A 25,396-nucleotide genomic window follows, 5' to 3' on the forward strand; every position below is an offset into this window, starting at 1 on the left:
TGCGCAGGAGGCATTCGGCACGCAGGTCCTCACTCTCGCCGACGGTTCCGAGTACTACATCAGTGGCGAGTGGCAGGTCCTCGAGATGTACCCGTCGTTGTCGGCGGCCATCGGCACCGAGGTCACCCCGGATACGACGGTCGACGAGCTTCTCGCTTTGGCGGAGAAGGTCGGCCTCGAGGTTCCCAAGGACAAGGGTTATGGCCACGGAAAGCTTGTCGAGGAGCTGTGGGAGCACCAGTGCGGCGATCAGCTGTACGTGCCGACGTTTGTTCGTGACTTCCCGGTCGAGACGTCGCCCCTGACCCGTGATCACCGCAGCAAGAAGGGTGTCACCGAGAAGTGGGACCTGTACATCCGCGGATTCGAGTTGGCGACCGGCTACTCCGAACTTGTCGACCCGGTCATCCAGCGTGAGCGCTTTGTCGATCAGGCCCGCCTCGCGTCGGCCGGCGATGACGAAGCGATGGTGCTGGACGAGGAGTTCCTCGCCGCGATGGAACAGGGCATGCCGCCTACAACGGGCACCGGCATGGGAATCGATCGACTGCTGATGGCTTTGACCGGCCTCGGTATTCGCGAGACGATCCTCTTCCCGATCGTCCGTCCTTCCGCTCGCTAGCTTTACTTCGATCAAGGTTCGGCCGCACATGTTGCGGCCGAACCTTTTTCAGTTGGGACGCTCCCAAGGGATTCGGTACGGTTCGTAGTCTTCGTCCACGTCAGATATCGGTGGTGCGGAGAACCAGATGAATCTGGGTGAGTTCTTCAGCTCGACCAGTTCAGCGGGGAGCGCTCGTAGTTGGGATTCGATTTGTTCCCAACGGCATTCGCCTGCCGACACCCGCGCTGCATAGTGGCGAAGTTCGGCTGAGGCTTCGGGTCTGTAGGCGAGAAAGTTCAGCAAGTGGTCGGTGACATCGATCCCGGAGTCCCAGTCTCCGTCCGTGACCCGGTCCAACTTGATCGCTGCATCGTCTACTGCGGCCGCTGCTTTCATGATCTTGTCGTAGCTGCTGCGCAGCTCGGGAGGTATCTCGCAGTTCATACGGCATCAGCCCACGGATCGCGACCGGTCCCCGGGTTGTAGCCGGTCTTCGGCGTATTCAACACGCCCTCCGCGTCCGCGACACCGGCGATCGACAGGCCCAGTTCAGTCTACTTCTTCGCGTCGTCGAGTGTGTCCACGACCGGTGCGAGTAACCGTTCGGACATCTCGCTCAGCTTGCCGGATGGTGAGGTGACGAGATCGAGGAACTCCTTCAAACACTCGACCAGGACTCGGATATCGTCGACAATTTCCTGAACTTTCTGTGCGGTCGAGAATGCTGCGCTGACCAGTTCTACCGTGATGATGGATGGTCCGGCATACGGAACTCGGCGAAGAACCCATTTCATCGCCGATGTCCCATCGGTTACTCGAACCTGGTCCTCGAGTTCTCGTTCCAAGAATCGAAGGGCTGCTTCGACGCCGCGTCGGATCTGATCTGAGAGAACGTACAGAACCTCTTTGACGACACGGCCGTGTGGGCCTTCCCATTTCAAGGCTTCCGACAGTTTGCGTGAGTATTCGTCGAACGACTGGGCGGCCAGGCCGTCCCAGCTCTCGCCGACTCGCTTCGTTCCGTCTTCGAGATTCAAGCCGCATTTTTCGATGCCGTCGCCACCAGTTTTGTACGCGTCGCCGATCCGTTTGAGCTCGTTCCAATTACCGCTCAGCGGTGCGATCAGTCGTTCCAGCGGGCTCCATCCGGTCACAATCTTGAATCCGTTGTCGACGTCTCCCACCCACCCCGCAGATTCTGCGATGACCTTTCGGATGTCGTCGGTCGCAGACTGGGGTGGTGGAAAGTCGACGGCGTTTGCCGGCTTGAACTCTGCTGGACTGTCGTACGGCACGGCGGGGCCAGATATTGGATTCTCGGAATTGTGGGGCGACATGTCCACAATTGACATTTCACTGTGCGCGTTCAGCGCATCGTAGTTTCGCTTCTCTTGATCGTGGTACATCCACGCAGCGCGATTGAGATGCATACCGGTAGTAGCGCAATCGGATGCCAAGTTGGCATAGCGGCGATAGGTGACATCGGTGTACGCCTGGAGTGGCGATGAGAGTAGTCGCATCAACTCGCCATCAAAATCTCCGAACGGAGCGGTGTGGTGCAATACCAAGCGGCAGCCGACGCCCGCGTCCTGGCCGATCTGAGTAGCAAGTTTCGAGAGTCCTGCAAGCATCATGGGGTCGGAACGAAATACTTCAACCATGAGTGGGATTCTCTGTCTGTCGAATTGTCGCGATTATCTGGTCTGCAATGCCGTGAGCGAGAGAGTTCTTGAACCCGTCGTCGATGCGGATCATGAAAATCATGACTTCGGCTGTGGCATAGCTGGATGTCGCGACGATGTCGAATGTTGCTGAAGATGGATCGCATTCGTTGTCCGCCGGGATACTGGTTGCGGTTGCGGTGTACCGGATTGCGGGGCGTCCAGAAATGGCGAATTCGGTGGGCTGGCTGTATGCGATGTTGGCGGTGTTGCCTTTTTTGTCGGCGAAGATCGCCGGTGCCTTGTAGACCCATTCTTGTGCTGCGGTGTCGATATCGACGCCGTTCCGTCCAGTCGCTCCAGTCATCGCAAGTTTTGCGCCGTCGGAAGCCTCGCAGAAATCGTAGGCATACTCGCCGATCGCACCGAAGGTGATCAATCCTTCTGATGTGTTCCACCCGGCCACCGCCGAGAATCCATTCCGCCAGTCGGCCGGGATGTCGTATGTGAGGCCGAATTTGGTGGCTATGGGTTGGGGTTGGCCGGGTTCGACCTCGATTTTGGGTGGTGGTCGATCCAGTGATGGGAATCCCGGTGGCAGTGGTGGGGGCGGCGTTGTGCTTGTGGTGTTGACGGGTGGGGCAAGTGCGGTTGCGAGTGATTCCGCTGGCGGGAGTTCGTCGGTGTGTGCGTTGCTGATCTGTCCCATGATGAAAAAGAATGCGTAGAGTCCGGCGATGGCTCCGCCGATTCGGAGTAGCGCTCGGTAGAGGTCTTTTCTCGAGCCGTTTTCTGTCATGATTCCCCCTCTGGATGCATCCCCCGATGCGTCGCAAAGAGTGTATCGGCACTGTCCTTGCCGCAAGACAAGTCGACTGGCATACCCGGCGGCGAGCAGTCCCAATCGTCCGGATCAGCCGAGACGGGACGTTTGTCCAGGTGCTATTGTCGCTGCTTATCGAAGGATCTGGGGAGGATTGGTCGTGGTGAAAAAGGTTGTTGTCACGATGGTTGACGATCTGGACAAGAAATCGCCCGCTGACGAAACTGTCGAGTTTTCCGTCGACGGAGTTGCGTATGAAATCGATCTGACCGCCGCCAACGCCGCGGAACTGCGCGATGCGTTGAAAAAGTGGATCCCCCATGCAAGAAAGTCGAATTCCGCCAAATCGGTCAACGGGTCGGTGACCAAATCCCGTCCCGTTGCCGACCGCGATCAGAGTGCGGCCATCCGTGAATGGGCCAAGGGAGCCGGTTTCGAGATCTCGGCCCGGGGACGCATTTCCACCGAGGTGCGCCGAGCCTACGAAAAGGCCGTCTGAAATGGATCGCGAATGGGTTCGGGCGCATTTTCCCGAAACGGATTGATAACGCGTTCTAGTTTGTTAGCGTCTGCACGGTTCGCATCTCTCGTAGAGGAGTCGGTCGTGCACAGAATCAGGTTGTTCGGGGGAGCGGTTCTTGCCGCGGTGATGCTCATCGGTTTCACCTCGGTGGCGTCCATCGGTTTCACCTCGGTGGCATCGGCCCAGGCTCCATTGCCCGTGCCGAATGCATTCCTCGCCGGCGTTCCTCAGGAGTTGGGAAATCCTGGTGGTTCGGCTCCCGGATCCAATGACTTTTCGTGTAAACCGACTGCTGAACATCCCAATCCGGTTGTGCTCGTTCACGGAACGGGTGGAAACAGGCAGACCAACTGGGCCACCTATGCGCCGTTGCTCGCCAATGAGGGCTACTGCGTCTTCGCCCTGACGTACGGCAACTTCCCCGAGCAGCCGTGGCCGTTGTCGGCTATCGGGGGAATGCAGGAAATTCCTTCCAGTGCAGCACAATTGTCGAATTTCGTCGATCAAGTTCTCGGTGCTACCGGCGCAACGTCGGTGGATCTCATCGGACATTCGCAAGGCACGATCATCAACGGGTACTACGCGAAGTTCCTCGGCGGTGCTGACAAAGTGGACAACATCGTCTCGGTGGCGTCGCTGTGGAAGGGAACGCTCGGAAACGAGCAGGCAAGTATCGGCCGCAGCCTTCGCGAACTCGGGGCATCCGAGGCAGCACAGGCCGGATTCCCGATCTGCAAGGCGTGTCTGAACATGGGGGCAGGTTCGGAGTTCATCGAAAATCTCCGTGCGGGAGGCGTTTACGCGCCGGGCGTTCACTACACGAACATCACGACGCGCTACGACGAACTGGTGCTGCCGTATACAAATGGTCTCGAGTCCGGGCCGAACGCCACCAACATCGTCGTCCAGGACGGTTGTGAGCAAGACATCTCCGATCACCTCGCCATCGCGGCATCGCTGCGCGCCGCGACTTTTGCTCTCAATGCACTCGACCCCGCGCATCAGCGGCCGGTACCGTGCAACTCGGTGTTGCCCGTCGTGGGTTGAGCAACGTGTGGAGGCCTTCGGTGGGAATCAGAACATGTGTGGGCGCTCTCGTTCTGGCGGCGGCCATGGGTGCGACCGCCGCGCCTCTTGCGTCGGCGAACGAACCTCTCCCCGTTCCGTCCGGTTTCTTCAGTGGTATCGCCCGCGAAGCGATCAACCCGGGCGGATCGGCTCCTGGCACCAACGATTTCTCGTGCAAGCCTTCCGCTGCTCATCCTGATCCCGTAGTCCTCGTGCACGGGACGGCGGCCAACCGTCAGACCAATTGGGGCGTACTCGCACCCGTACTGGTCAACGAGGGGTACTGCGTTTTTGCGCTCACATTCGGGAATCGAACGGACCAGCCGTGGCCGATTTCCGCAGCCGGCGGTCTCGCGCCACTCGGAGACAGCGCAGGGCAGTTGTCGGAATTCGTCGACGACGTCCTCTCGTCGACGGGTGCCTCGAAGGTCGACCTGATCGGACACTCTCAGGGGACGACGGTCAGTGCGTACTACGCCAAGTTCCTCGGCGGCGACGCGAAGGTTTCCAAGATCGTCTCCATCGCTCCGTTGTGGGACGGCTCGGAGGTCGGCCCGCCCGAAGGCGTCGGCGGACCGGATTTCGACAACGCCACCTTCGTGACCGAACTGCGCGACGCCGGCGTCTACTCAGATGACGTCGAGTACACCAACATCGTGACTCGGTTCGATCAAGTGGTCGTTCCATACAGCAGCGGAATACTCGCCGCGTCGAACGCGTCGAACATAGTTGTTCAAGACGGTTGCGAACAGGACCTGTCGGATCACATCGCGCTGGTGGCGTCGCAGCGAACAGCAACTCTGACGCTCAACGCGCTGGATCCGTCGAATCCGCGTGAGGTGCCGTGCACTCGGGTACTCCCGATATTCGGCTGATCAGGCGTCGAAAATCGCTGTTCGCTTCAGGCGTACAGGAACCGGGAAACGATTCCCTCAGCTGCGACGTTGTGCACGGTAAGCAGTCCGGCTTCCGCCGCCAATCGGGTGGAGGAGCAGCAGGTGGACTTCGCGCCCTCTAGAGTAATAAGTGGGGTCGTGCAACCTTTGTCGATTCGTGGACGTCAGTCCGCTGACCGGCGAGGCGATCAGTCTGTAGTGCCGGAGCGAAACGCGGCGACCAGGGACGAGACATCCGGTCTCGAACCTGCCCGCCGGAGAGTGTGAGGGAGAGCGATGTTCGAGAGGTTCACCGATCGCGCGCGGCGCGTTGTTGTCCTGGCTCAAGAAGAAGCCAGGATGCTCAACCACAACTACATCGGCACGGAGCACATCCTTCTCGGCCTCATTCACGAGGGCGAAGGTGTTGCAGCCAAGTCGTTGGAGTCGTTGGGTATCTCCCTCGAGGGAGTCCGCAGCCAGGTCGAGGAGATCATCGGCCAGGGCCAGCAGGCTCCGTCCGGTCACATCCCCTTCACACCGCGCGCCAAGAAAGTCCTCGAGCTGAGTCTGCGCGAAGCGCTGCAGCTCGGACACAACTACATCGGTACGGAGCACATCCTGCTCGGTCTCATCCGCGAGGGTGAGGGCGTAGCAGCCCAGGTTCTGGTCAAGCTCGGTGCCGATCTCAACCGTGTCCGCCAGCAGGTCATCCAGCTGCTGTCGGGCTACCAGGGCAAGGAGCCCACCGAAACCGGTGGCACCCGCGGAGAGGCCGGCACGCCGTCCACCTCGCTCGTGCTCGACCAGTTCGGTCGCAACCTGACGCAAGCTGCCCTCGAAGGCAAGCTGGACCCGGTCATCGGCCGCTCGAAGGAAATCGAGCGTGTCATGCAGGTTCTCTCGCGTCGTACCAAGAACAACCCGGTTCTCATCGGTGAACCCGGTGTCGGTAAGACCGCTGTGGTCGAGGGCCTGGCTCAGGCAATCGTCAACGGTGAGGTCCCCGAGACCCTCAAGGACAAGCAGCTGTACACGCTCGACCTCGGGTCGCTCGTGGCTGGCAGCCGTTACCGCGGTGACTTCGAAGAGCGCCTGAAGAAGGTTCTCAAGGAGATCAACACCCGCGGCGACATCATCCTGTTCATCGACGAGCTGCACACTCTCGTGGGTGCGGGCGCGGCCGAGGGCGCTATCGACGCGGCCTCCATCCTCAAGCCCAAGCTTGCCCGCGGTGAGCTGCAGACCATCGGTGCCACCACTCTCGACGAGTACCGCAAGTACATCGAGAAGGATGCCGCTCTCGAGCGTCGTTTCCAGCCCGTTCAGGTGGGCGAGCCGACCGTCGAGCACACCATCGAGATCCTCAAGGGTCTTCGTGACCGCTACGAGGCTCACCACCGTGTTTCCATCACGGACGGTGCTCTCGTGGCAGCTGCGACGCTGGCCGACCGCTACATCAACGACCGCTTCTTGCCGGACAAGGCGATCGACCTCATCGACGAGGCGGGCGCGCGAATGCGCATCCGTCGGATGACTGCACCGCCGGACCTGCGCGAATTCGACGATCGCATCGCCGACGCGCGTCGCGAGAAGGAGTCCGCGATCGACGCGCAGGACTTCGAGAAGGCCGCGAACCTGCGTGACAAGGAGAAGACCCTCGTTGCTCAGCGTGCTGAGCGTGAGAAGCAGTGGCGTGCGGGAGACCTGGACGTCATCGCCGAGGTCGACGACGAGCAGATCGCCGAGGTTCTGGGCAACTGGACCGGCATCCCCGTCTTCAAGCTCACCGAGGAGGAGACCACGCGTCTGCTCCGCATGGAAGAGGAACTGCACAAGCGGATCATCGGCCAGGAAGAGGCAGTCAAGTCCGTCTCGAAGGCGATCCGTCGTACGCGTGCAGGTCTGAAGGATCCCAAGCGTCCCTCGGGCTCGTTCATCTTCGCCGGCCCGTCCGGTGTCGGTAAGACCGAGCTCGCGAAGTCGCTCGCCAACTTCCTGTTCGGCGACGACGACGCTCTGATCCAGATCGACATGGGCGAGTTCCACGACCGCTTCACCGCTTCGCGTCTGTTCGGTGCCCCTCCCGGGTACGTCGGATACGAAGAGGGCGGCCAGCTCACCGAGAAGGTGCGCCGCAAGCCGTTCAGCGTTGTGCTGTTCGACGAGATCGAGAAGGCGCACCAGGAGATCTACAACACCCTCCTGCAGGTGCTTGAGGACGGCCGTCTCACCGACGGTCAGGGACGTACCGTCGACTTCAAGAACACGGTGCTGATCTTCACGTCCAACCTCGGTACGTCGGACATCTCCAAGGCAGTCGGCCTGGGCTTCAGCTCGGGCACGGGCACGGAGTCGAACTACGAGCGCATGAAGCTCAAGGTTCACGACGAACTGAAGAAGCACTTCCGTCCCGAGTTCTTGAACCGTATCGACGACATCGTCGTCTTCCATCAGCTCACGAACGAGCAGATCGTTCAGATGGTCGACCTGATGCTCGCTCGCGTCGAGGCCGCGCTCAAGAACAAGGACATGGCCATGGAGGTCACCGACAAGGCCAAGTCGCTTCTGGCCAAGCGCGGATTCGATCCGGTACTGGGTGCACGGCCGCTGCGTCGTACCATCCAGCGCGAGATCGAGGACCAGATGTCCGAGAAGATCCTCTTCGGAGAGATCGGACCGGGTCACATCGTGCTCGTCGACGTCGAGAACTGGGACGGCGAAGGCTCGGGCGAGGACGCGAAGTTCACCTTCACGCCCACCAAGAAGCCGATCGACGTGCCGGACGCACTGCCGATCGAGCTGACCAAGGCCGGCGAAAGCGAAAGCGCAGCAGAGTAGTACAGCAGAGTAAGTAACGAACGGGCGGCACCTCACCGGTGCCGCCCGTTTCGTGTATCACGGGAGAGGATGCGCACATGAACGACATCGAACTGGGTCACCTGCGTCGTTGCGTCGAATTGGCTTCGGAGGCATTGGATGCGGGTGACGAACCTTTCGGTTCCGTCCTGGCAGCGGCCGACGGAACCTTTCTGGCGGAGGATCGAAACAGGATTGCGGGCGGCGACAACACTCGCCACCCCGAGTTCGAGCTGGCGCGGTGGGCGGCCCAGTACCTGACGCCGGAAGAACGCTCCACAGCAACGGTGTTCACCTCGGGCGAGCACTGCGCGATGTGTTCGGCCGCGCACGCGTGGGTGGGCCTTGGACGTATCGTTTACATCTGCTCCTCGGCTCAACTCGGCGACTGGCTCGCGGAATGGGGTGTGGCTCCTGCGCCGGTGAAGTCTCTGTCCGTCAACGAGGTTGCGCCGAACATCCCGGTCGAAGGCCCGGTTCTCGAGTTGGTTCCGCAGGTGCGAGAACTGCATCGGAAGTTGCATTCACAGAGCGCTTGACGGGCACACACGAACGGGCGGCGCCTCGGTGGAGGTGCCGCCCGTTTCATGTCAATTCAGGAAACTGCGTCGACTGCTCGAACCTTCTCTCGCAGTTCACCCTTGACGACCTTGCCGCTTGCATTGCGCGGCAGCGCTTCCACGACGACGATGTCCTTCGGGTGCTTGTAGCGCGCGAGCCGATCATTGAGGAAGATGCTCAGCTCCTCGATGGTCAGGTCCACGGTTGAACCTGGCGCCATCGCTACGATCGCGACCGGCACCTCACCCCACGTGGCGTCGGGGCGACCGACTACGGCGGCTTCGATGATCAATTCGTGTTCGTAGAGGACGTTTTCGACCTCGGCGCAGTAGATGTTCTCTCCGCCGGAGATGATCATGTCCTTCTTGCGGTCGACGACGTACACAAAGCCTTCGTCGTCGACTCGAACGAGATCGCCGGAGTGGAACCACCCACCATGGAAGGCGTCAGCGGTGGCGGTGGGGTTGTTCCAGTACTCGCTCATCATCGTGGGCCCGCGGTAGACGATTTCGCCGATTTCACCGGGTGCAACGTCGTCCATGTTCTCGTCGACGACCCTGGCCGAAATGGTCGGGATGACCCGACCGACGGATCCGAGCTTACGAATCGCGTCCTCGCCGTCGAGAACACAAGTGATGGGCGACATCTCGGTCTGACCGAAGACTGCAACATTGAACGCGTCGGGGAAGGTTTCTGCCATTGCCCGCAAGATCGTATCGGACGACGGTGCGGCGCCCCACGAGATGTTCTTCAGCGACAGTGCTCGAGGTTGCGCCTTCTGAACTGCGCACACGGCCTGCCATTGCACGGGCACGAGGAACAAGCTGGTGACCTTCTCGGCTTCGAGAATGTCGAGTAGCTGACCCGGGTCGAACGCGCCGACCGGATGGATGACCGTGGTCGTGCCGAGTTGCAGGTTCGGTGCGATGGAACCGAGGGCCGCGATGTGGAACATGGGCGACGCGCAGAAGCCGATGGAATCGGCATTGAACAAGTGGAAGGCTCTGATACAGGTCAATGCTTGCGAAGACAGGTTCGAGTGGGAAAGTACCGAACCCTTGGGGCGACCGGTGGTTCCCGAGGTGTACATGATGAGAGCGGGAGTGTCGTCCGGGATATCGACGAACGCGTGCTTCTCACCCTCTTCACTGATCAGGTCCTCGTAGCTCAGGCTGTCGCCCTCGGCGGGGGCGCCCACGGTGATGGAGATGTCGATACCCTCGGACGCGGCGCGCGCGGCGCCGGCCAACGGAGCCAACGGTCCCTCGGCGACAATGACTTTGGAGCCGGAGTCGTTTACCAGGTAAGTGACCTCTGGCGGCGTCAGACGGAAGTTCACCGGAACAGCGATCGCGCCCAGCGCGTTGGTCGCGAGCACAACCTCCAGGTATTCGGGGCGGTTGAGCATCAGGATGAGCACGCGGTCGCCGAAGCTCACGCCGCGTCGGGCAAGGGCGTCCGCCAGCTTCTCGACGCGTGCGTCGAGGGTGCTCCAGGTGATGGAATCGCCCAAGAATCGCAGCGCGGTGCGATCGGGAATCATCTGCGCATGCCTGGCGATCTGATTGTTCCAGTTGGTGCGGCGTGAACGCTGCGCCTCGGAGACTGCATCGGTGGAGGCCATCGATGGGTTCCTCTCATGCGTGGGTGATTGTGTGACTCAGGCTACAGTGAGCCGTCGATGTGCACAGTGGTTTTGTTAACGAAAATTCGCAGCGGTCATTTGAAGTGTGGTGCACGCTTCTGGAGCATCGCCATCGCGCCTTCCTTGAAGTCGTCACCGGTGAGAAGTTCTGCCTGCCCGGTATTTTCGAGCTCCAAGGCGGCGTCGAGGCGGTCCAACGTAGCCGCATTGAGTGCTCGTTTGGTGAGTTCGAGGGCACGTCGGGGAGCCTTCGACGTGCGATCGGCGATCGACTGGATGTGTGCGTCGAACGCGTCGTCGGAGACGGTGCGGGACACGAGCCCGAAACGCTCTGCGTTCTCGGCGGAAACCCGCTCGCCCAGCAACGCCATCTCGGCCGCGCGGGCACGCCCGATCGCCGCCGGTACCAGCGCACTGGCACCGCCGTCGGGCATCAGGCCGATGTTGACGAACGAGAGGAGGAAGTAGGCACTCGACGCTGCGTACGTCAGATCCGCAGCCAGGGCGATGGATACACCGACGCCGGCGGCCGGCCCGTTGACCGCAGCGATCACCGGGACAGGGGCGCTGGTGATGGCGCGAATCAGAGAAGTTGCCGCATCCATGACGACCTTCGGGTCTGCAGGGTTGACTGCCGCTGCGGCGAGGTCGGCGCCGGTACAGAACGCTCGACCGGAGCCGGTGATGACGATGGTACGAACTGCCGGGTCTGCGCCGCCGTCTTGGACGGCGGCTGCGAAAGCGTTCATCGTGGGCAGATCGATCGCGTTCATCCGCTTCGGGCGGTCGAAGGTCAATCGCAGTACGCCGTTGGTGATTTCGGAGCGGAAGCCCGTCTCGGCGGTGGCGGTCATGCCGCGCTCACCGCTGTCACGAATCCGGAGAGACGTGAGGTGATGATGTGTTCGGCCTCCGAGACCATGCGGTCGATCATGTCGGCGACGGTCGGGATGTCGTCGATCAATCCTTGGCTTTGGCCGGCCGACCAGATGCCTGCATCGAGATCGCCGTCTTCGAAAACCTTGCGCCCGCGTGCTCCGGCAACCAGGTGCTGAATGTCACTGAACTGTGCGCCGCCGCGTGCCTCGATGTCGACGACTTCGGCGCTGATCGCGTTCGCGGCCACGCGGGCGGTGTTGTGAAGGGTCCGGAAGATCAACTTGGTGTCGCGTTCGGTGTTGGCGACTATCTGTTCTTTAACCGATTGCGCTACAGGGGATTCCGCGGTGCACATGAATCGAGTTCCCATGTTGACTCCGTCCGCGCCCAGCGCGAGCGCCGCGACGAGTCCGCGGGAATCTGCGATTCCGCCCGAAGCGATCGCGGGAATCGTGAGGTGCTGCGTGGCAGCCGGAATCAGAATCAGCCCTGGTATGTCGTCCTCGCCTGGGTGCCCGGCGCATTCGAAACCGTCGATGCTGACGGCGTCGACGCCCAGTCTCTCGGCCTTGACTGCGTGACGAACTGCAGTGCACTTGTGGATCACCTTCACGCCCGCGTCCTTGAAATGTGGAAGGTGATCGATCGGATTGGAACCGGCAGTCTCGACGATCTTGATTCCGGATTCGATGATCGCCTGGCGGTATTCGGCATACGGCGGCGGTGTGATCGACGGCAGAATAGTGAGATTGACGCCGAAAGGCTTGTCGGTGAGATCGCGAGTGCGAGCAATTTCCTTGACGAGGTCTTCCGGTGTGGGCTGGGTGAGGCCCGTCAGGAACCCGAGGGCGCCGGAATTTGCCGTGGCCGCAACAAGTTCTGCGCGTCCTACCCACATCATGCCGCCCTGCACGATTGGATGGTCTACGCCGAACATCTCGGTGAAGCGAGTGCGAATCATCTGCTCACAACTACTTTCTTACGGTCGGTCTATCGACGTCGAACCCTCTTGGTGGCAAGGAAAAACCCCACGCCACAGGGAACGAGCCCGCCAGCGGACTACGTGCAAGTTTGTGCGAATCGTCACTAACATAACACCGGAGTGAGAGCGGGTGTCAAGACTCTTTTTGCGGAATCCGTCCGTCGCAACACCTGCGTTGTAGGGTTTCGGGTGAAGCTGTACCGGGCGCGAATTGCGACTTTCGTGACGGTTACCATGATCCGTTCGGACTCGGGCCTGTGAAAGAGCGGTGCAGCGGACGAAGGCAGTGGAAGAGGAAAGCAACGGAAGTGGAGGGCTTGGTGCCCGGACAGACACGCGTCTCCGTGCGCGGCAGTGACCCTGCACCACGGACGCGTCCGAAGAATCGGAAGGCGCAAATCGCGGCCGCTGCCGCGGAGGCGTTCAGTGAACGTGGCTACCACGCGGTCGGTATCGACGAGATCGCAGCAAAGGTCGGAATTTCCGGGCCGGCCCTCTATCGTCATTTCCCCACGAAATACGCGCTGTTCGTCTACACGGTGAACAACCTGACGCAGGCGTTGTTGGATGCCAGCGATCCAGCAGTGCACGGAAATGAAGATCCACGCGAGCAGTTGAACTCCACGATGGTTGGTGTCATCCGCGCGACGATCGAGAATCGGCGCCGGGGAGGGCTCTACCGATGGGAGGGCCGGTACCTGGTCGACGAGGATCGTGAGCAATTGCGGGTGGGAATGCGCACGCTCAATTTTCGGATTGCCGAGCCGCTGGCAGCAGTGCGTCCGGAACTTGATCCGGCAGATGTAGAACTCATTGCGCCCGCAGTGCTCAGTGTGATCGCCAGTATCACCGGGCATCGATCGGCGTTGTCCGCCAAGCAGATCGAAGCACTGATTCTTGCAGCATGCTGGTCTGTCATCGGCGTCGAATTGCCCGTTGGTGAGGAGGACGGCGCGAAGGCAGAGGTGCCCGAACGCAAACCCGGCCTCGTGCGGACGTCGAAACGTGAAGTGCTGCTTCAGGAAGCAGTATTGCTGTTCTATCAGCGCGGCTACCACGACGTGAGCATCGAGGAGATCGGTGCTGCGGCGGGTATCAATGCGTCGAGTGTGTATCGGCACTTCGCGAGCAAGTCCGATCTTCTTGCCGCGGCATTCCACCGGGCTTCCGATCGTCTGACGATGACGTTGGGTTCGGCCTTGGCGGAGTCGGAGACTCCTCTCGCGGCCGTCGAGACGTTGGCGAAGATGTACGTCGAGGTTTCATTCGGGACCAGCGAACTGTTGGCCGTGTACTTTGCCGAGATCGGCAGCTTGCCGGATCGATCACGGACCGAGTTGCGCAACATTCAGCGGCTCAACGTCGAGGAGTGGGCGCACCTGTGCGTCGAGGCACGGCCGGGGTTGACGATCGTCCAAGCGCGGTTCCTCGTCCACGCGGCGCTCGGACTGGTCTTCGACATCGGCCGAATCGTGCACTTTTCCTCGGAGAACTCCGCGCAGGCCCGCGTCGAGAAACTGTTGTCCGCGACGCTCCTCGGGTAGCGCAGTCCGAAACAGTAGGTGTGACTTCACGTATCGCGGGTAGGTTCGTGATCGCAAGGCGTTCACCGAATCATGTGAAGACGGAAGTAGGGACAGCAATGCCAACTCGTACCGCACGCACCGCCTGGAACGGCACCCTCGAAGCCGGATCGGGACAGGTGGAACTCACCAGCTCGGGCGTCGCCACCTTCGACGTGTCGTTCCCCAAGCGCGCAGCTGAGGAGGCCGGCGGAACCACCAGCCCCGAGGAACTTATCGCCGCGGCACATTCGTCCTGCTACGCGATGCAGTTGTCGGCGCTGATCGCCGAGGCCGGCGGAACCCCGCAGAGCCTTGACATCACCGCGGACGTGTCGCTCGGCCCCGACACGGTCGGCTTCAAGCTCACCGGAATCAAGCTCACCGTTCGCGCCGAGGTCGACGGCCTCGAGGCTGACGGTTTTGCCAAGGTTGCCCAGGCGGCCAAGGAAACCTGCCCGATCAGCAAGGCACTGACCGGTGTCGACATCACGTTGGATGCGGCCCTGGACTGATCATCTCGTGCTCGGGCGCCCCCTCCGGCGCCCGAGTGCGGTGGTGTGTGATGACCAGGTAGCTCGCGAACAGAATCGGGAGTACCCACAGATCCGAGGGATCGCGAAGGACCACGATCGGCAAGAGATCTCCGCGGAATCCTCCTGCGGTCAGGCGGAGAAACCCGATCACCCACTCGTACGCGTCGCCGATCGGCGGTACCACCTTCACGGCGGCGAAGCCGATTCCCGTGACTGCGATGGACCAGGCGATCGCTGCTCGCCCCACCAGGGTCCGCCTGAGCACCTCGAGAACCGAGAGAAGTAGCAGGGGAAACAGGAACACGCCGGCGACGTCGGAGAGCTTGCCCGTCAGCGTGTTCCCGAATGCGCCTTTGAGTACGTGGTCGTTGACCAAGATGACGGCCACCGAGACCAGCGCCCACGGACTCAGCAGCAGATCGCCCGGGCGGTTCACGACAGGTTGATGGTTGCCGATCCGGACGAGAACAGATCGCACTTGAACTGAAGGCGCAGACCGGCGGCGGCTTCGGGAACCTCGTACGCCAATTCGCCTCGCTTGGCAGCACCCGGCGCAAGTTCTCCGTCGACACTCGACGTGCTGCTGTCGGTAAAAGTGATGTTGTACGACTTGTTTGCCGAGTCCTGCAGTTCGAAGCACATCATCGACGAGACCGTCGACGGCTTGTCACTGTTGTTGGTGACCTCGGTGTCGACGACGACGTAGCGGTTTCCGGGATCCGCGGTGATGAACTGATTGGTCGAGACGTAAGGATCGACAACGCCGTGTACCTGGACGCGCCAGTCGCCCAGTTCGACGACGTCACCGATGCCGAAGGCAGCTGCAGGTGCGGCGGACGAACCGTTGTCGTCGACCTTCTTCGCTTCGTCGGTCTCGCCCGAGGCGATGGTGGCGAACAGGGCTGCGCCGACGGCGAGGAGGGCTAGGGGAGTGCGGAGTGATCGCATGATGTGCGCCTTTCGAGAGTTGGTATGGCACAAGTCAACGATGTGGGGACCGCTCACCGCTTCAGTCGAAAGATCGGGGAGCCTCATCCTTTCGGTCGGAGCTTGACTGTTCGTCCACCCGTTCGGCTGATTCGAGGCGTCGGTGGCGGTCGATACGCTTGCTCGGTGATCACCACCAAAGGAACTGTTGTGCAACGACGCGTGTGGACTACCGCCGCCGTCGCGTTCAGCATCTTCTGCTCGATCATGACGGTGGGCATCGCCGGCGCGTCGGGCAATATGCCACCGGTGCTGGTCGGGATCGGGTTCGTCCTGGGTGTGGCCGGTGGGATATCGCTTGTCTGGCGCCATCAATATCCCTGGGTAGTTCTGGCGATCACGCTGGTCGGCCCGGCGTTCTTCCCCACTGATGCGACGGCGGCGCTCATTGCGTTGTTCGCCGTTGCTCGGATCGCGCGTGGGCCTCGGCTTGCAGCCGCTGCAGCAGCTGTTTTCGTCGTCTGCGGAATTTCGTTGACCTACGACGCTTTTCGAAATCGTGAGTACTCCGTTCTCACGATGGGCACCGCGAAACCCAAGGACGGTTCGGCGGTCGTTCAATACGACGTCGCCATCTGGATCCCGTGGCTCGTCGCGGCCGTCATGGTCGGCATCGTCGTGGCGCTCTCGCTCCTGATTCGGACCAGAACCGAACTCGTCGAGGCCGAGCACGTACGGGATCTGGCCACCGAAAAAACAGACGTGATGCGCGACGAGATGATTCGGACCGAAGAGCGAACGCGGATCGCTCGAGACATGCACGACACGATCGCGGCCAGTCTGAGCCGGATTTCGTTGTTCGCCGGTGGGTTACAGGTCAGCGCTGCAGACAATCCCGAGAAGGTCGTCAACACCGCTGCGATGATCAGAACCACCGCGCACGAGGCTTTGGACGAATTGAAGGGAATCGTCGGAGTGCTCAGGGGGAGCGGTGACCGTCGCGAACACGGCGGGCATCAGGGGATCGACGCGATCGGCGATCTGGTCAACGGTGCACGCGCCGCCGGCATTCACTGCCGTCTCGAATCGGAGTTGCTCCCGGGTGATGTCGGAATGTTGGCGGGGCACGTCTGTTATCGCGTCGTTCAGGAATCGCTGACAAACGTCCAGAAATACGCGAGCGATCAGATGCTCGTCATTTCCGTCACCGGGTCGCCGCACGACGGAATTCACATCCTGGCACGCAACAAGCTCAGTGAGCTTGCACCCATGACGTCGATCGGTTCGCGGTCAGGTCTACGCGGGCTGGCCGAACAGGCGCGAGAGATCGGCGGCAAGGTCGAGGCAGGCGCGCTGGGGGACGATTTCCTGGTCAGTTGCTGGGTGCCCTGGTCGTCGTAGCATGCCTACCGGCTCCGTCTTATGCCGAACTGTCGGGGGCACTGGGTAATCTGAGCGCACTATGGACGCTGACTCGCGCATCACAGTTTTGATCGTCGACAACGACGCCTGGGTTCGGCGCGGGATGAAGGACATCCTGGAAGCAGCACCGGACATCGTGGTGGTTGCGGAGGCCGAGGACGGCGATCAGGTCGCCGCCAAGGTCACGCGTTTTCGTCCCCACGTGGTGCTGATGGATCTGAAAATGGCACGGGTCGGCGGCTTGGAGGCCACCCGAGAATTGATGTCGATGAGCAATCCGCCGAAGGTCATCGCGATGACTGCCTTCGACGTCGACGACATGGTCGTGCAGGCAGTCGAGGCGGGCGCACACAGTTTCCTGAGCAAGGATGCAGCCCCGCAGGCGTTCCAGCAGGCAGTACGGGTGGTGGCGTCGGACCACTCGTTGTTCAGCTCCGATTCTCTACGCGCCATCGTGGCCTCGTCGCCGCGTAGGCAGGCACCCGACCTGACTCCGCTCGCTTCGCTCACCGAACGCGAGCGTGAAGTGCTGACGATCCTGGCGACGGGCGCGGCCAACAGCGTCATCGCGGAGCGGCTGTATCTCGGTGAGACCACCGTCAAGACGCATATTTCTTCGCTGTTCGCCAAGCTCGGTGTGCCCAACCGCGTGAGTGCGTCGTTGATCGCGTTCCGGTGTGGCCTAGTCACGTGACTCTGTGGCCCAGTCACGTGACTCGGGACTAATTCTGCCCCTGTTTGTTGTTGCACCTTCGGTGACTGATCAAATCGTGATTGACCAAGACGTGACCATCGAAGTGTGGTCGGACGTTGCTTGTCCGTGGTGCTACATCGGAAAGACCAGGTTCCTCTCGGCTCTGGATCGTTTCGAGAACAAGGACCGCGTCAACGTCATCTGGCGCTCGTACCAGCTCGCTCCGGAGACTCCGGTGGGAGAGGGACGCACTGAACTCGACGCCCTGGTCGAGATGAAGGGTATGGCGCCTGATCAGGTACGTCAGATGTTTGCCCACGTCAGCGCGACGGCAGTCGAGGTCGGGTTGACCTTGGACTTCGAAACCGTGATCGCCGCCAATACCTTTGATGCACACAGGTTGCTGCATCTCGCGGGCGAGCGGCAGAACGAACTGCTCGAAGCGCTGTTCAAGGCTCACTTCAGCGACGGCAAGGTAATCGACGACCGTGAAGTGCTGGTCGAGCTGGCCGTGAGCGTCGGCCTCGACGCCGATGTCGTGCGCGAGCAACTCGACTCCGATGCCGCCGCCGAGGCGGTACGCGAGGATCTGTCCATGGCTCGCCAACTCCAGGTCAGCGGTGTTCCGTTCTTCGTCGCCAACCGTGCGGTCGCAGTATCCGGCGCTCAGCCCGAAGAGGTGTTCTTGCAGTTGCTTACTCAGGCCTCCGAACCGGCCTGACGCAGGCGAGCGGCACGAACTGCCGGCGCGTTCGAGAACGGCAACAGATGTGCGCCGTCGTCGGGGCAGGAAAGCATGACCTGCGCTGCGTCGACGAACCGGTACGGCTGCGCTGCAACAACTCCGGCAAGGTTCTTGCGCAAGCGCGACATCTCGGCCCGCGCGGTCACCGTGCGGGCCGGGTCGCCGAACAGATCCTGTGCCAAGCGAGATGCAGTCAGTCCGCGCCTCTCGGATCCGAGGAGGAACAGAATCTCCGCATGCCGCTGGGTCGGGGAGTACACCCATCCGCCCAACCCCGACGTGACGGTCACCGACATGTTCTCGGAATCGCGCAGATCGATATGCACCGTGGGAGCGGTGATTTTCTCGCCGGTGGTGATCGGCCGAACCAGCCACCCGCCGGGAAGCGGATCCAGTTCGCACAGGCCCAGGGCGGGGAACCACGTTCTGCCGGGAGCCAAAGCTGCGGGGAGCAGCACGCGCGAGCGATGGGGTAGCGCGTCGACCGCCGCTACCCAGCCATGAGTATCGATCACCAATGCAGGTGATCCGCTACGTGCAAGCATCGGCCCTGCAACAGAACGTAATTGATCGAGATGGTCCCGATGCTTGTCGCGCAGGTGTGATTGGGCAAGACGTGCGACGGCGTCGACCAGAGCCAGTGTGGTGGGATGGACGGTCTTGGCGGGACCACTGATGTCGACTACGCCGATGACACGGTCGTCCCGCGGATCGCGGATGGGTGCGCCCGCGCATGTCCACGGATGATGGCTACGCGCATAGTGTTCCGCCGAGAAGATCTGAACCGCCTGACGTGACACCAGCGCGGTTCCGATGGCATTGGTGCCGACGCTGTCCTCGGCCCAGTTCGCACCTTCGACAAACCCAAGCCTCGCAGCCTGGTCCAGTACGCGATGGGACCCGCTGCGCCACAGCACAGTTCCGCGAAGATTCGCGACGACCATGATGTTCTCGCCGCTTGCGGTGACCGAGTCGAGTCCGCGCGTGACGTCGTCGAGCACGTCGTACAGTCCGGACTCACGGCGACGGAGATCGAGTTCGGCTACGTCCATGGACGGTTCGACCCGGTTGTGCTCGGGGTCGATACCGAGTTCGCGCAGGCGCTGCCACGATTGGCGCACCACGTCCCTGGGGCGGGCCGGTGCGCGGTCTCCGGCCATCGTCGCGTCGTAGACCGCGGCGAGGGTCCTCGCGTAGTCGCGAGGATCCTCGCCGGGCGGCATCGCGGGCTCGGGCAACCGCTTTTTCAGCGAAGACACCGCTTTCAGTGAAGACACCGCTTCAGCGGTAGACGAGGCCGCCGTCGATCAGGCCGGCCTGCCCGGTCATGTAGTCGGAATCGGGCCCGGCGAGGTACGAGACGAATCCGGCCACGTCGTCCGGGGTTTCAGCGCGACCCAGCGCAATTCCGCCGACGAACTTCTCGTAGGTGGCGCCCTCCGGCGCACCGGTCAACTCGGCGAACCTCTTGTCGATCGTCACCCACATGTCGGTTCCCACAACACCGGGGCAGTACGCGTTGACGGTGATTCCGTCGGATGCGTATTCCTTGGCCGCGGCTTGCGTGAGGGCCCTGACGGCGAATTTTGTTGCGCTGTAGACACCTAGCATGGCGAATCCGTCGTGGCCGGCGATGGACGACGCGTTGATGATCTTTCCGCGTTGACCCAGCGCCTGGAACTTTGCTGCTGCAGCCTGAATTCCCCACAAGACACCGTCGACGTTGACGCTCCAGATCTTGGAGACCTCTTCCGGCGTCGCGTCGGAGATCGGGCCGACGAGAGCGATTCCCGCGTTGTTGACGATGACGTCGAATCCGCCCAAATCCTTGTGTGCGTGTTCGACGGCTGCGTTGACCTGCGCTCGATCGCTGACATCGGCGACAAACGTGGTTGTGCGACGCCCGATCTGTCGAATCTCGTCGGCAACCGCATCCAGCTTGGTCTGGTCGAGGTCGACCAACGCGATGTCGGCGCCGTCGTGGGCGAGGCGGAGTGCGATTCCGCGTCCGATGCCTTGGCCGGCGCCGGTGACCAGTACTACCTTGCCCGTGATGCTCATGCAGTTTCTCCTCGTAAGCAGTGAACCGGTTGCCTGGGAACCGGTGAGTGATTTGTATGTGACGGCGACCACAATGCGGAAGGGTTGCACCGTGTTGCAATTCCGGAAAATCGGACAGCGATTGCAACCCTCGGCAACCCTCCCGGTGCCCCGCGCGGCAGCTTCATAGTTGCGCCACCACTTCGCGAATCATCTTGCGAGACAATCTGGGAGAGGGAACATGACCGCTACAGTCGACACACCCACAGAACCGGCGACGCCGAGCCGGCAGTCGTCACGCCGCTGGATCGGGTTCGGGATCGCCAACCTTGTGATCGTTCTCGTGCTGGCCGTGGCGAGTTGGTACCTTTTGGCCGATCCGACCACCAGTCCGTGGAATTTCTACCCTTTGCCGTTCAACGCGGCGCTTTTCTGGGCGATCCTCTTTGTGGTGTTCATCGGCTTCAACTGCGAGTTCGCCGGATTCGATCGACTTCCGCAGCCGGCGAAGGGCCTGGCGATCATGGTCGCGACCGCGGTCTTCGCCGTCGTGGTGACGTGGCTCCTGGCGAAAGGTTTGGGGAGCTTGTACCCGGATTTCGCGGCCGATCGTGAGGGCGGCCTCGGCTATTTCGCGGGTGCATTGTTCGTGCTCTTCGGCTTCGGGACCTGGGTGATGGTGGTCCTGAACTGGCAGCATTGGCCGTGGACTTCGCTAGGGATGAAGCAGCCGCTGGTGGGGTTGTGTGAGATCGCGTTTGTCGCCGTCCCGACGCTGGCGCTGTACTTCGTCTTCGGCCTGCCGTCCGTGTCGGTCTCTGCCACCGAACCGTTGATGACCGTCGACACCGTACTCGGTTGGTTCTACTGCGTTGTGGTGGTCGTGATCCTGACAGGCCAGACGCTCGACAATTGGCCGTGGCGACTGTTCGGCGGCCGCGGAAAGACGGCACTCGCAGCCACGGTCGGCAACTTCGCCGTGGGAACAGGCTTGTACTTCGTGGCACTGCCGGTCGTGAAGGCGCTGTTGGGAAGCGATGCCGTTGCCGAGCTGGGAGGGGTGGTCCATCAGTTCCCTGCCCAGCTCGGTGTGTGTTGGGCCTTCTGGATGATTTTCTGGGCCAACGCCTTCGGTAACAAGCCGACGGGTTTCGCGGACGGGGTCAACCTGGCGATCCGCGCGCTGCTCACGTTTGCGCTGGCGGTGGTGACCTTCTTGTTCTACTACCACTTTGCGGCTGAGCACATTCTTCACGAACCGGCAGTCGTTGACGGATTACACGGCAATGCACTGGGTTTCGTGGACTGGGCCGTGCTGTGGACGTTGTTCTACGTCGTGGGATTTCACTCGCTGGGACTCGGGAAATTGAAGCCTGCCGAGGGGTGACCCGGTTGCCTGCACGATGGTGCGGGCAACCGGTATCGGGCGGCAGCACCGTGCCCACGAATTGCAACAGACTGCAACGCTTGTGACCGGGGCCACTTATGAGTTGTGCTGTGTGTCACATTCACAAACAAGGAGAAGTGATGACGCAAACCATCGATTCCGCAGTCGCCCCCGAGGTGAAGCTGACGGCGGTGACACCTCAGGAGCGCGTCGACGCCTGGCTGGCGGATTTCGAGTCGGCACTCGCCGCTCGTGACATCGAGCGTGTTGCAGGCAAATTCGCGCTCGACAGCTTCTGGCGAGACTTGGTCTCGTTCACCTGGAACATCAAGACCGTCGAAGGTCGCGAGCAGATCGCCGACATGCTCTCCGAACGGCTCGACGACACCGATCCTTCGGGATTTCGGACCACCGAGACACCCGACGAAGCCGACGGCGTCACGTCGGCCTGGATCGAATTCGAGACCGCGACCGGTCGCGCGCACGGGCACCTTCGTCTCAAGGACGAACTCGGCCAGCCTGTCGCCTGGACCCTGCTGACGTCGTTGCAGGAGTTGAAAGGGCACGAAGAAGGTAAGGGCACTCGCCGGCCGCGTGGAGCGAAGCACGGTGCCGATCCGAACCGCGTCACGTGGGCCGAGCAGAAAGAGATCGAGGACCGCGAACTCGGTTACACCACACAGCCTTACGTTGTGATCGTCGGCGGCGGCCAGGGCGGTATCGCGCTCGGCGCCCGGATGCGTCAGCTCGGAGTGCCGGCCATCGTGATCGACAGCCACGAGCGACCCGGCGATCAGTGGCGCGGACGCTACAAGTCCCTGTGCCTGCACGATCCGGTCTGGTACGACCATCTCCCTTACATGCCTTTCCCCGACAACTGGCCGGTGTTCGCGCCCAAGGACAAGATCGGTGACTGGCTCGAGATGTACACCAAGGTCATGGAGGTTCCGTACTGGAGTTCCACGACCTGCACCTCCGCGTCGTTCGACGAGAAGACGCAGGAATGGACCGTCGAGGTCAACCGCAACGGCGAGAAGCTGACCTTGCGTCCCAAGCAGTTGGTGATGGCGACCGGTATGTCCGGCAAGGCCAACGTTCCGACGTTCCGCGGCCAGGACAAGTTCCTCGGGGATCAGCACCACTCGAGCAAGCACCCCGGCCCGGATCAGTACGTGGGCAAGAAGGTCGTGGTGATCGGGGCCAACAATTCTTCGCACGACATCTGCGGAGCACTGTGGGAGAACGGCATCGACGTCACGATGGTGCAGCGCAGCTCGACGCACATCGTGAAGTCGGATTCGCTGATGGATCTGGGCCTGGGCGATCTGTATTCGGAGCGCGCCCTGGCCGCCGGCATGACGACGCACAAGGCGGACCTCACGTTCGGTTCGCTGCCTTACCGGATCATGCACGAGTTCCAGATCCCGGTGTACGACGCAATCCGTGAGCGCGACAAGGATTTCTACGATCGCCTCGAGAAGGCGGGCTTCGAGCACGACTGGGGCGACGACGGTTCGGGTCTGTTCATGAAGTACCTACGACGCGGCTCGGGTTATTACATCGACGTCGGTGCGGCCGAACTGGTTGCCAACGGGGACATCAAGCTCGCGCACGGCAACATTCGTGAGCTGACCGAGAACAGCGTGATCCTCGAAGACGGTACGGAACTACCTGCCGACGTGGTGGTCTACGCGACCGGCTACGGCTCGATGAACGGCTGGGTGGCGGATCTGATCGGTCAGGACACCGCGGACAAGGTCGGCAAGGTGTGGGGCCTCGGTTCGAACACGACCAAGGATCCGGGACCGTGGGAAGGCGAGCAGCGCAACATGTGGAAGCCGACGCAGCAGGAAGCGCTCTGGTTCCACGGCGGTAATCTGCACCAGTCGCGGCACTACTCGCTGTACCTCGCCCTGCAGTTGAAGGCACGATACGAGGGCATTCCGACGCCGGTGTACGGGCTGCAGGAAGTGCATCATCTGAGCTGAAAAAACTGCTGTGCGCCTTTGTCAACCGCGGGAGGTCAATAAAGGCGCACAGCAGGTTCAGCGAAGGGCGTACTTCTTTGCCACGTCGGCGTTCTTGGTCGCGCGCTCGGTGAGAAAGGCAAATGCCAATCCGAGTACGAGCCAAAGCGTCGCCTGCGTAGCGAGCGAGGAAAGTCGGAACTCCCACAGCAGAGTTGCCGGGAAGTCCTCGCCCACCTCGTTGATGCCGGGAAGCGAGACGTAACCGATCGCGGCGATCACCAGGAACGCAGCTACCGGAGCAGCGATGCGCACACTGAGGAACTCGTGTCCGGAAACTGCCTTTGCCGCCGCTGCCGCTGCGGTAACGGACAGCAGCCCGAGAATCACGGCGGCCAGCCACAGCAGCGTCCGCTGGTTGATGGTGTCCGGGTCGCCGACGGCCGGCGGATTGGCCGGGTACTTGAAGAACGGCACAGCCTCGATGGCCAGCCAGCCGCCGACGGCGATGGTGATCGCCAACAACGGCCCGGACATTCCGGTGAGTCGTCGCGCGTAGTTGGCGACAACCGAGAATATCGCGCCGAGTGCGAGTCCGGCCAGCGCTGTGGCCAGGAACAGCCCGGCGCGCTGCCCGTCGCGGCTCACCAGTGGTTCTTCTTCGTCGCCGTGTGAATGCCCGGCGGCTTCGCCGGCATTTTCCCCAACGGCACCGTCGGCTTCTTCGATCGCAATGGCAGCGTTGACGTGCGGTTCACCCAGCACGAATGCAACACCGCCGGCAAGAATGCCCGCGATCAAACCAGCCAACAATCCACGAATGAGAAGCTTCGTGAAATTATCGACTAGTGGCACGGCAAGCCCATCAAGTGGCGTCCGTCGTGCATCAATTCATGCATGTACATTCCGGTGCGAGAGATCGCGCCCTGATCGAACCCGACCAGGTAGAGAGCCAGCATCGCGAACAGAACTACTGCAGCGGCGAGGAAAGCAAGACGAGTCGAATCGATCGACGTATCGGGAGAATAGGCGAGAGCCATCGAAGCCTCCTGGGATTTTCGCGTCCCCTAGGTCCATGCGATGGCCGAAGTGTCTGGCTGTCGAAATAGTAGTACCGAAAAGGCACTTCACCTCGAATTACAGTGGCGCGACCGCTCCGGGCTTGCACCGGATTCCTGTCGGACCATCGCGTTTACAAGCGAACTTTTGCACTACCGCCCGCTCCCTGTCAACGCGTGAAGCCGATATGACCGTCGATTGTGCCCGCACGAGCGAGCACAATCGTTCGCGATCAACTCTTGGCGGCTACGTCCAGGACAACTTCGAATTCGAGCAACGACGCACCCGAAGCGACGGGCTTCGCGCGTTCGCCGGAGTGTGCTTCGCGGGCCGGGCCGTCACGCCAATCGGCGAACGCCTGCTCGGACTCCCACTGCGTCACCACGAAGTACCGGCTCTCGCCGGCGGTGGGGCGGAGGAGCTGGAATCCGAGGAAACCCGGGGAGTTCTCGACTGCATGAGCGCGTGCTGCGAAGCGCTTCTCCAGTTCGGGGCCGGCGCCCTCGGGGACCTCGATTGCATTGATCTTCACGACTGCCATGCAAGCGACATTACCCGCGTACCTTCACCGCGTACC

Annotated in this window: 26 protein-coding genes and 1 riboswitch; of the genes, 13 read left to right on the forward strand and 13 right to left on the reverse strand. The window is 61.7% G+C overall.

Going from position 1 to position 25,396, the window contains the following annotated elements:
• Window positions 1–622: amino acid--tRNA ligase-related protein (locus tag QM716_RS26105; protein WP_283307098.1), on the forward strand; the 622-nt coding region annotated here is incomplete at its 5' end.
• A 48-nt stretch (window positions 623–670) separates the two neighbouring features.
• Here QM716_RS26105 and QM716_RS26110 read toward each other — a convergent pair.
• The 3 genes from QM716_RS26110 to QM716_RS26120 all read right to left on the reverse strand — a co-directional run bounded on the left by QM716_RS26110 (window position 671) and on the right by QM716_RS26120 (window position 3,064).
• The gene (locus QM716_RS26110) at window positions 671–1,048 is read right to left on the reverse strand and encodes a hypothetical protein (RefSeq protein ID WP_283307099.1); all 378 of its coding nucleotides are present in this window, start codon (window positions 1,046–1,048) and stop codon (window positions 671–673) included.
• Window positions 1,049–1,158: 110 nt separating this feature from the next.
• Window positions 1,159–2,265 (reverse strand): hypothetical protein, encoded by a 1,107-nt coding sequence (locus QM716_RS26115; protein WP_283307100.1) that lies wholly within the window; start codon window positions 2,263–2,265, stop codon window positions 1,159–1,161.
• Window positions 2,258–3,064 (reverse strand): DUF8017 domain-containing protein, encoded by an 807-nt coding sequence (locus QM716_RS26120; RefSeq protein WP_283307102.1) that lies wholly within the window; start codon window positions 3,062–3,064, stop codon window positions 2,258–2,260. The genes QM716_RS26115 and QM716_RS26120 overlap by 8 nt, the downstream gene beginning before the upstream one ends.
• A 184-nt stretch (window positions 3,065–3,248) precedes the next feature.
• Between QM716_RS26120 and QM716_RS26125 the strand changes: the two genes are divergently transcribed.
• From QM716_RS26125 to QM716_RS26145, 5 genes are all read left to right on the forward strand, one after another.
• Window positions 3,249–3,587: a histone-like nucleoid-structuring protein Lsr2 gene (locus QM716_RS26125; protein ID WP_283307103.1), complete on the forward strand. Its 339-nt coding sequence runs from the start codon at window positions 3,249–3,251 to the stop codon at window positions 3,585–3,587.
• 150 nt (window positions 3,588–3,737) lie between these two features.
• A complete protein-coding gene (locus tag QM716_RS26130) occupies window positions 3,738–4,658 on the forward strand; it encodes an esterase/lipase family protein (RefSeq protein WP_283307268.1) in 921 nt (306 codons plus the stop codon).
• A 65-nt stretch (window positions 4,659–4,723) separates the two neighbouring features.
• Complete coding sequence (locus QM716_RS26135; RefSeq protein WP_502942153.1) at window positions 4,724–5,554, forward strand: esterase/lipase family protein; 831 nt, start codon at window positions 4,724–4,726, stop codon at window positions 5,552–5,554.
• A 297-nt stretch (window positions 5,555–5,851) separates the two neighbouring features.
• A complete protein-coding gene (locus tag QM716_RS26140) occupies window positions 5,852–8,395 on the forward strand; it encodes an ATP-dependent Clp protease ATP-binding subunit (protein ID WP_283307104.1) in 2,544 nt (847 codons plus the stop codon).
• A 77-nt stretch (window positions 8,396–8,472) separates the two neighbouring features.
• A complete protein-coding gene (locus QM716_RS26145; protein ID WP_283307105.1) occupies window positions 8,473–8,952 on the forward strand; it encodes a nucleoside deaminase in 480 nt (159 codons plus the stop codon).
• Between the two features lie 56 nt (window positions 8,953–9,008).
• On the opposite strand, the gene fadD5 is transcribed toward QM716_RS26145, so the two are convergent.
• From fadD5 to QM716_RS26160, 3 genes are all read right to left on the reverse strand, one after another.
• A complete protein-coding gene (fadD5, locus tag QM716_RS26150) occupies window positions 9,009–10,598 on the reverse strand; it encodes a fatty-acid--CoA ligase FadD5 (RefSeq protein ID WP_283307106.1) in 1,590 nt (529 codons plus the stop codon).
• 95 nt (window positions 10,599–10,693) lie between these two features.
• Window positions 10,694–11,473: an enoyl-CoA hydratase gene (locus tag QM716_RS26155; RefSeq protein WP_283307107.1), complete on the reverse strand. Its 780-nt coding sequence runs from the start codon at window positions 11,471–11,473 to the stop codon at window positions 10,694–10,696.
• Window positions 11,470–12,459 (reverse strand): NAD(P)H-dependent flavin oxidoreductase, encoded by a 990-nt coding sequence (locus tag QM716_RS26160; protein ID WP_283307108.1) that lies wholly within the window; start codon window positions 12,457–12,459, stop codon window positions 11,470–11,472. The genes QM716_RS26155 and QM716_RS26160 overlap by 4 nt, the downstream gene beginning before the upstream one ends.
• A 341-nt stretch (window positions 12,460–12,800) precedes the next feature.
• On the opposite strand from QM716_RS26160, the gene QM716_RS26165 reads away from it, so the two are divergent.
• Both QM716_RS26165 and QM716_RS26170 read left to right on the forward strand, forming a co-directional pair.
• Entirely contained in the window at window positions 12,801–14,024 is a 1,224-nt protein-coding gene (locus QM716_RS26165) for a TetR/AcrR family transcriptional regulator (protein WP_283307109.1), read from the forward strand.
• Window positions 14,025–14,122: 98 nt separating this feature from the next.
• Window positions 14,123–14,557: an OsmC family peroxiredoxin gene (locus QM716_RS26170; RefSeq protein ID WP_283307110.1), complete on the forward strand. Its 435-nt coding sequence runs from the start codon at window positions 14,123–14,125 to the stop codon at window positions 14,555–14,557.
• Here QM716_RS26170 and QM716_RS26175 read toward each other — a convergent pair.
• Together QM716_RS26175 and QM716_RS26180 are read right to left on the reverse strand one after the other, a co-directional pair.
• Window positions 14,532–15,014, reverse strand: coding sequence for a hypothetical protein (locus tag QM716_RS26175; protein WP_283307111.1), 483 nt, complete (start codon window positions 15,012–15,014; stop codon window positions 14,532–14,534). The genes QM716_RS26170 and QM716_RS26175 overlap by 26 nt on opposite strands.
• Window positions 15,011–15,526 carry a DUF4352 domain-containing protein gene (locus QM716_RS26180; RefSeq protein WP_283307112.1) on the reverse strand — a complete coding sequence of 172 codons (516 nt, stop codon included), beginning with the start codon at window positions 15,524–15,526 and terminating at the stop codon, window positions 15,011–15,013. Before QM716_RS26180 ends, QM716_RS26175 begins: the two co-directional genes overlap by 4 nt.
• A 24-nt stretch (window positions 15,527–15,550) precedes the next feature.
• On the opposite strand from QM716_RS26180, the gene QM716_RS26185 reads away from it, so the two are divergent.
• From QM716_RS26185 to QM716_RS26195, 3 genes are all read left to right on the forward strand, one after another.
• Window positions 15,551–16,906 (forward strand): sensor histidine kinase, encoded by a 1,356-nt coding sequence (locus QM716_RS26185; protein ID WP_283307113.1) that lies wholly within the window; start codon window positions 15,551–15,553, stop codon window positions 16,904–16,906.
• 61 nt (window positions 16,907–16,967) lie between these two features.
• A complete protein-coding gene (locus QM716_RS26190) occupies window positions 16,968–17,621 on the forward strand; it encodes a response regulator (protein WP_283307114.1) in 654 nt (217 codons plus the stop codon).
• A gap of 76 nt (window positions 17,622–17,697) precedes the next feature.
• Complete coding sequence (locus QM716_RS26195; RefSeq protein WP_283307115.1) at window positions 17,698–18,342, forward strand: DsbA family oxidoreductase; 645 nt, start codon at window positions 17,698–17,700, stop codon at window positions 18,340–18,342.
• On the opposite strand, the gene QM716_RS26200 is transcribed toward QM716_RS26195, so the two are convergent.
• Together QM716_RS26200 and QM716_RS26205 are read right to left on the reverse strand one after the other, a co-directional pair.
• Window positions 18,321–19,589: a GAF domain-containing protein gene (locus tag QM716_RS26200; RefSeq protein WP_283307272.1), complete on the reverse strand. Its 1,269-nt coding sequence runs from the start codon at window positions 19,587–19,589 to the stop codon at window positions 18,321–18,323. The genes QM716_RS26195 and QM716_RS26200 overlap by 22 nt on opposite strands.
• 58 nt (window positions 19,590–19,647) lie before the next feature.
• Complete coding sequence (locus tag QM716_RS26205) at window positions 19,648–20,427, reverse strand: acetoin reductase (protein WP_283307116.1); 780 nt, start codon at window positions 20,425–20,427, stop codon at window positions 19,648–19,650.
• A 220-nt stretch (window positions 20,428–20,647) separates the two neighbouring features.
• On the opposite strand from QM716_RS26205, the gene QM716_RS26210 reads away from it, so the two are divergent.
• Together QM716_RS26210 and QM716_RS26215 are read left to right on the forward strand one after the other, a co-directional pair.
• Window positions 20,648–21,793: a hypothetical protein gene (locus tag QM716_RS26210; RefSeq protein WP_283307117.1), complete on the forward strand. Its 1,146-nt coding sequence runs from the start codon at window positions 20,648–20,650 to the stop codon at window positions 21,791–21,793.
• A gap of 140 nt (window positions 21,794–21,933) precedes the next feature.
• On the forward strand, window positions 21,934–23,781 hold the full coding sequence (locus QM716_RS26215) for a flavin-containing monooxygenase (protein ID WP_283307118.1): 1,848 nt from the start codon (window positions 21,934–21,936) through the stop codon (window positions 23,779–23,781).
• 57 nt (window positions 23,782–23,838) lie between these two features.
• Here QM716_RS26215 and QM716_RS26220 read toward each other — a convergent pair whose 3' ends face one another.
• From QM716_RS26220 to mhuD, 3 genes are all read right to left on the reverse strand, one after another.
• On the reverse strand, window positions 23,839–24,615 hold the full coding sequence (locus tag QM716_RS26220; RefSeq protein WP_283307119.1) for a CbtA family protein: 777 nt from the start codon (window positions 24,613–24,615) through the stop codon (window positions 23,839–23,841).
• A complete protein-coding gene (locus tag QM716_RS26225) occupies window positions 24,606–24,800 on the reverse strand; it encodes a CbtB domain-containing protein (RefSeq protein ID WP_003945915.1) in 195 nt (64 codons plus the stop codon). The genes QM716_RS26220 and QM716_RS26225 overlap by 10 nt, the downstream gene beginning before the upstream one ends.
• Window positions 24,801–24,825: 25 nt before the next feature.
• A riboswitch (cobalamin riboswitch) is annotated at window positions 24,826–24,963 on the reverse strand.
• 88 nt (window positions 24,964–25,051) lie between these two features.
• Window positions 25,052–25,360, reverse strand: a complete 309-nt coding sequence (mhuD, locus tag QM716_RS26230; protein WP_007726927.1) for a mycobilin-forming heme oxygenase MhuD — start codon at window positions 25,358–25,360, stop codon at window positions 25,052–25,054.
• Between the last annotated feature and the right edge of the window lie 36 nt (window positions 25,361–25,396).

It is taken from the genome of Rhodococcus sp. IEGM 1409 (assembly GCF_030056735.1).
GTDB lineage: Bacteria > Actinomycetota > Actinomycetes > Mycobacteriales > Mycobacteriaceae > Rhodococcus_F.

Bases quoted from the DNA above. Each gene is read 5' to 3' on its own strand.
- fadD5 (WP_283307106.1), bottom strand. From the start codon at position 10,598: ATGGCCTCCACCGATGCAGTCTCCGAGGCGCAGCGTTCACGCCGCACC.
- QM716_RS26135 (WP_502942153.1), top strand. From the start codon at position 4,724: ATGGGTGCGACCGCCGCGCCTCTTGCGTCGGCGAACGAACCTCTCCCC.
- QM716_RS26210 (WP_283307117.1), top strand. From the start codon at position 20,648: ATGACCGCTACAGTCGACACACCCACAGAACCGGCGACGCCGAGCCGG.
- QM716_RS26225 (WP_003945915.1), bottom strand. From the start codon at position 24,800: ATGGCTCTCGCCTATTCTCCCGATACGTCGATCGATTCGACTCGTCTT.
- QM716_RS26205 (WP_283307116.1), bottom strand. From the start codon at position 20,427: ATGAGCATCACGGGCAAGGTAGTACTGGTCACCGGCGCCGGCCAAGGC.
- QM716_RS26185 (WP_283307113.1), top strand. From the start codon at position 15,551: ATGGCACAAGTCAACGATGTGGGGACCGCTCACCGCTTCAGTCGAAAG.
- QM716_RS26180 (WP_283307112.1), bottom strand. From the start codon at position 15,526: ATGCGATCACTCCGCACTCCCCTAGCCCTCCTCGCCGTCGGCGCAGCC.
- QM716_RS26110 (WP_283307099.1), bottom strand. From the start codon at position 1,048: ATGAACTGCGAGATACCTCCCGAGCTGCGCAGCAGCTACGACAAGATC.
- QM716_RS26145 (WP_283307105.1), top strand. From the start codon at position 8,473: ATGAACGACATCGAACTGGGTCACCTGCGTCGTTGCGTCGAATTGGCT.
- QM716_RS26130 (WP_283307268.1), top strand. From the start codon at position 3,738: ATGCTCATCGGTTTCACCTCGGTGGCGTCCATCGGTTTCACCTCGGTG.
- QM716_RS26120 (WP_283307102.1), bottom strand. From the start codon at position 3,064: ATGACAGAAAACGGCTCGAGAAAAGACCTCTACCGAGCGCTACTCCGA.
- QM716_RS26115 (WP_283307100.1), bottom strand. From the start codon at position 2,265: ATGGTTGAAGTATTTCGTTCCGACCCCATGATGCTTGCAGGACTCTCG.
- QM716_RS26190 (WP_283307114.1), top strand. From the start codon at position 16,968: ATGGACGCTGACTCGCGCATCACAGTTTTGATCGTCGACAACGACGCC.
- QM716_RS26160 (WP_283307108.1), bottom strand. From the start codon at position 12,459: ATGATTCGCACTCGCTTCACCGAGATGTTCGGCGTAGACCATCCAATC.
- QM716_RS26155 (WP_283307107.1), bottom strand. From the start codon at position 11,473: ATGACCGCCACCGCCGAGACGGGCTTCCGCTCCGAAATCACCAACGGC.
- QM716_RS26200 (WP_283307272.1), bottom strand. From the start codon at position 19,589: ATGCCGCCCGGCGAGGATCCTCGCGACTACGCGAGGACCCTCGCCGCG.
- QM716_RS26140 (WP_283307104.1), top strand. From the start codon at position 5,852: ATGTTCGAGAGGTTCACCGATCGCGCGCGGCGCGTTGTTGTCCTGGCT.
- QM716_RS26170 (WP_283307110.1), top strand. From the start codon at position 14,123: ATGCCAACTCGTACCGCACGCACCGCCTGGAACGGCACCCTCGAAGCC.
- mhuD (WP_007726927.1), bottom strand. From the start codon at position 25,360: ATGGCAGTCGTGAAGATCAATGCAATCGAGGTCCCCGAGGGCGCCGGC.
- QM716_RS26215 (WP_283307118.1), top strand. From the start codon at position 21,934: ATGACGCAAACCATCGATTCCGCAGTCGCCCCCGAGGTGAAGCTGACG.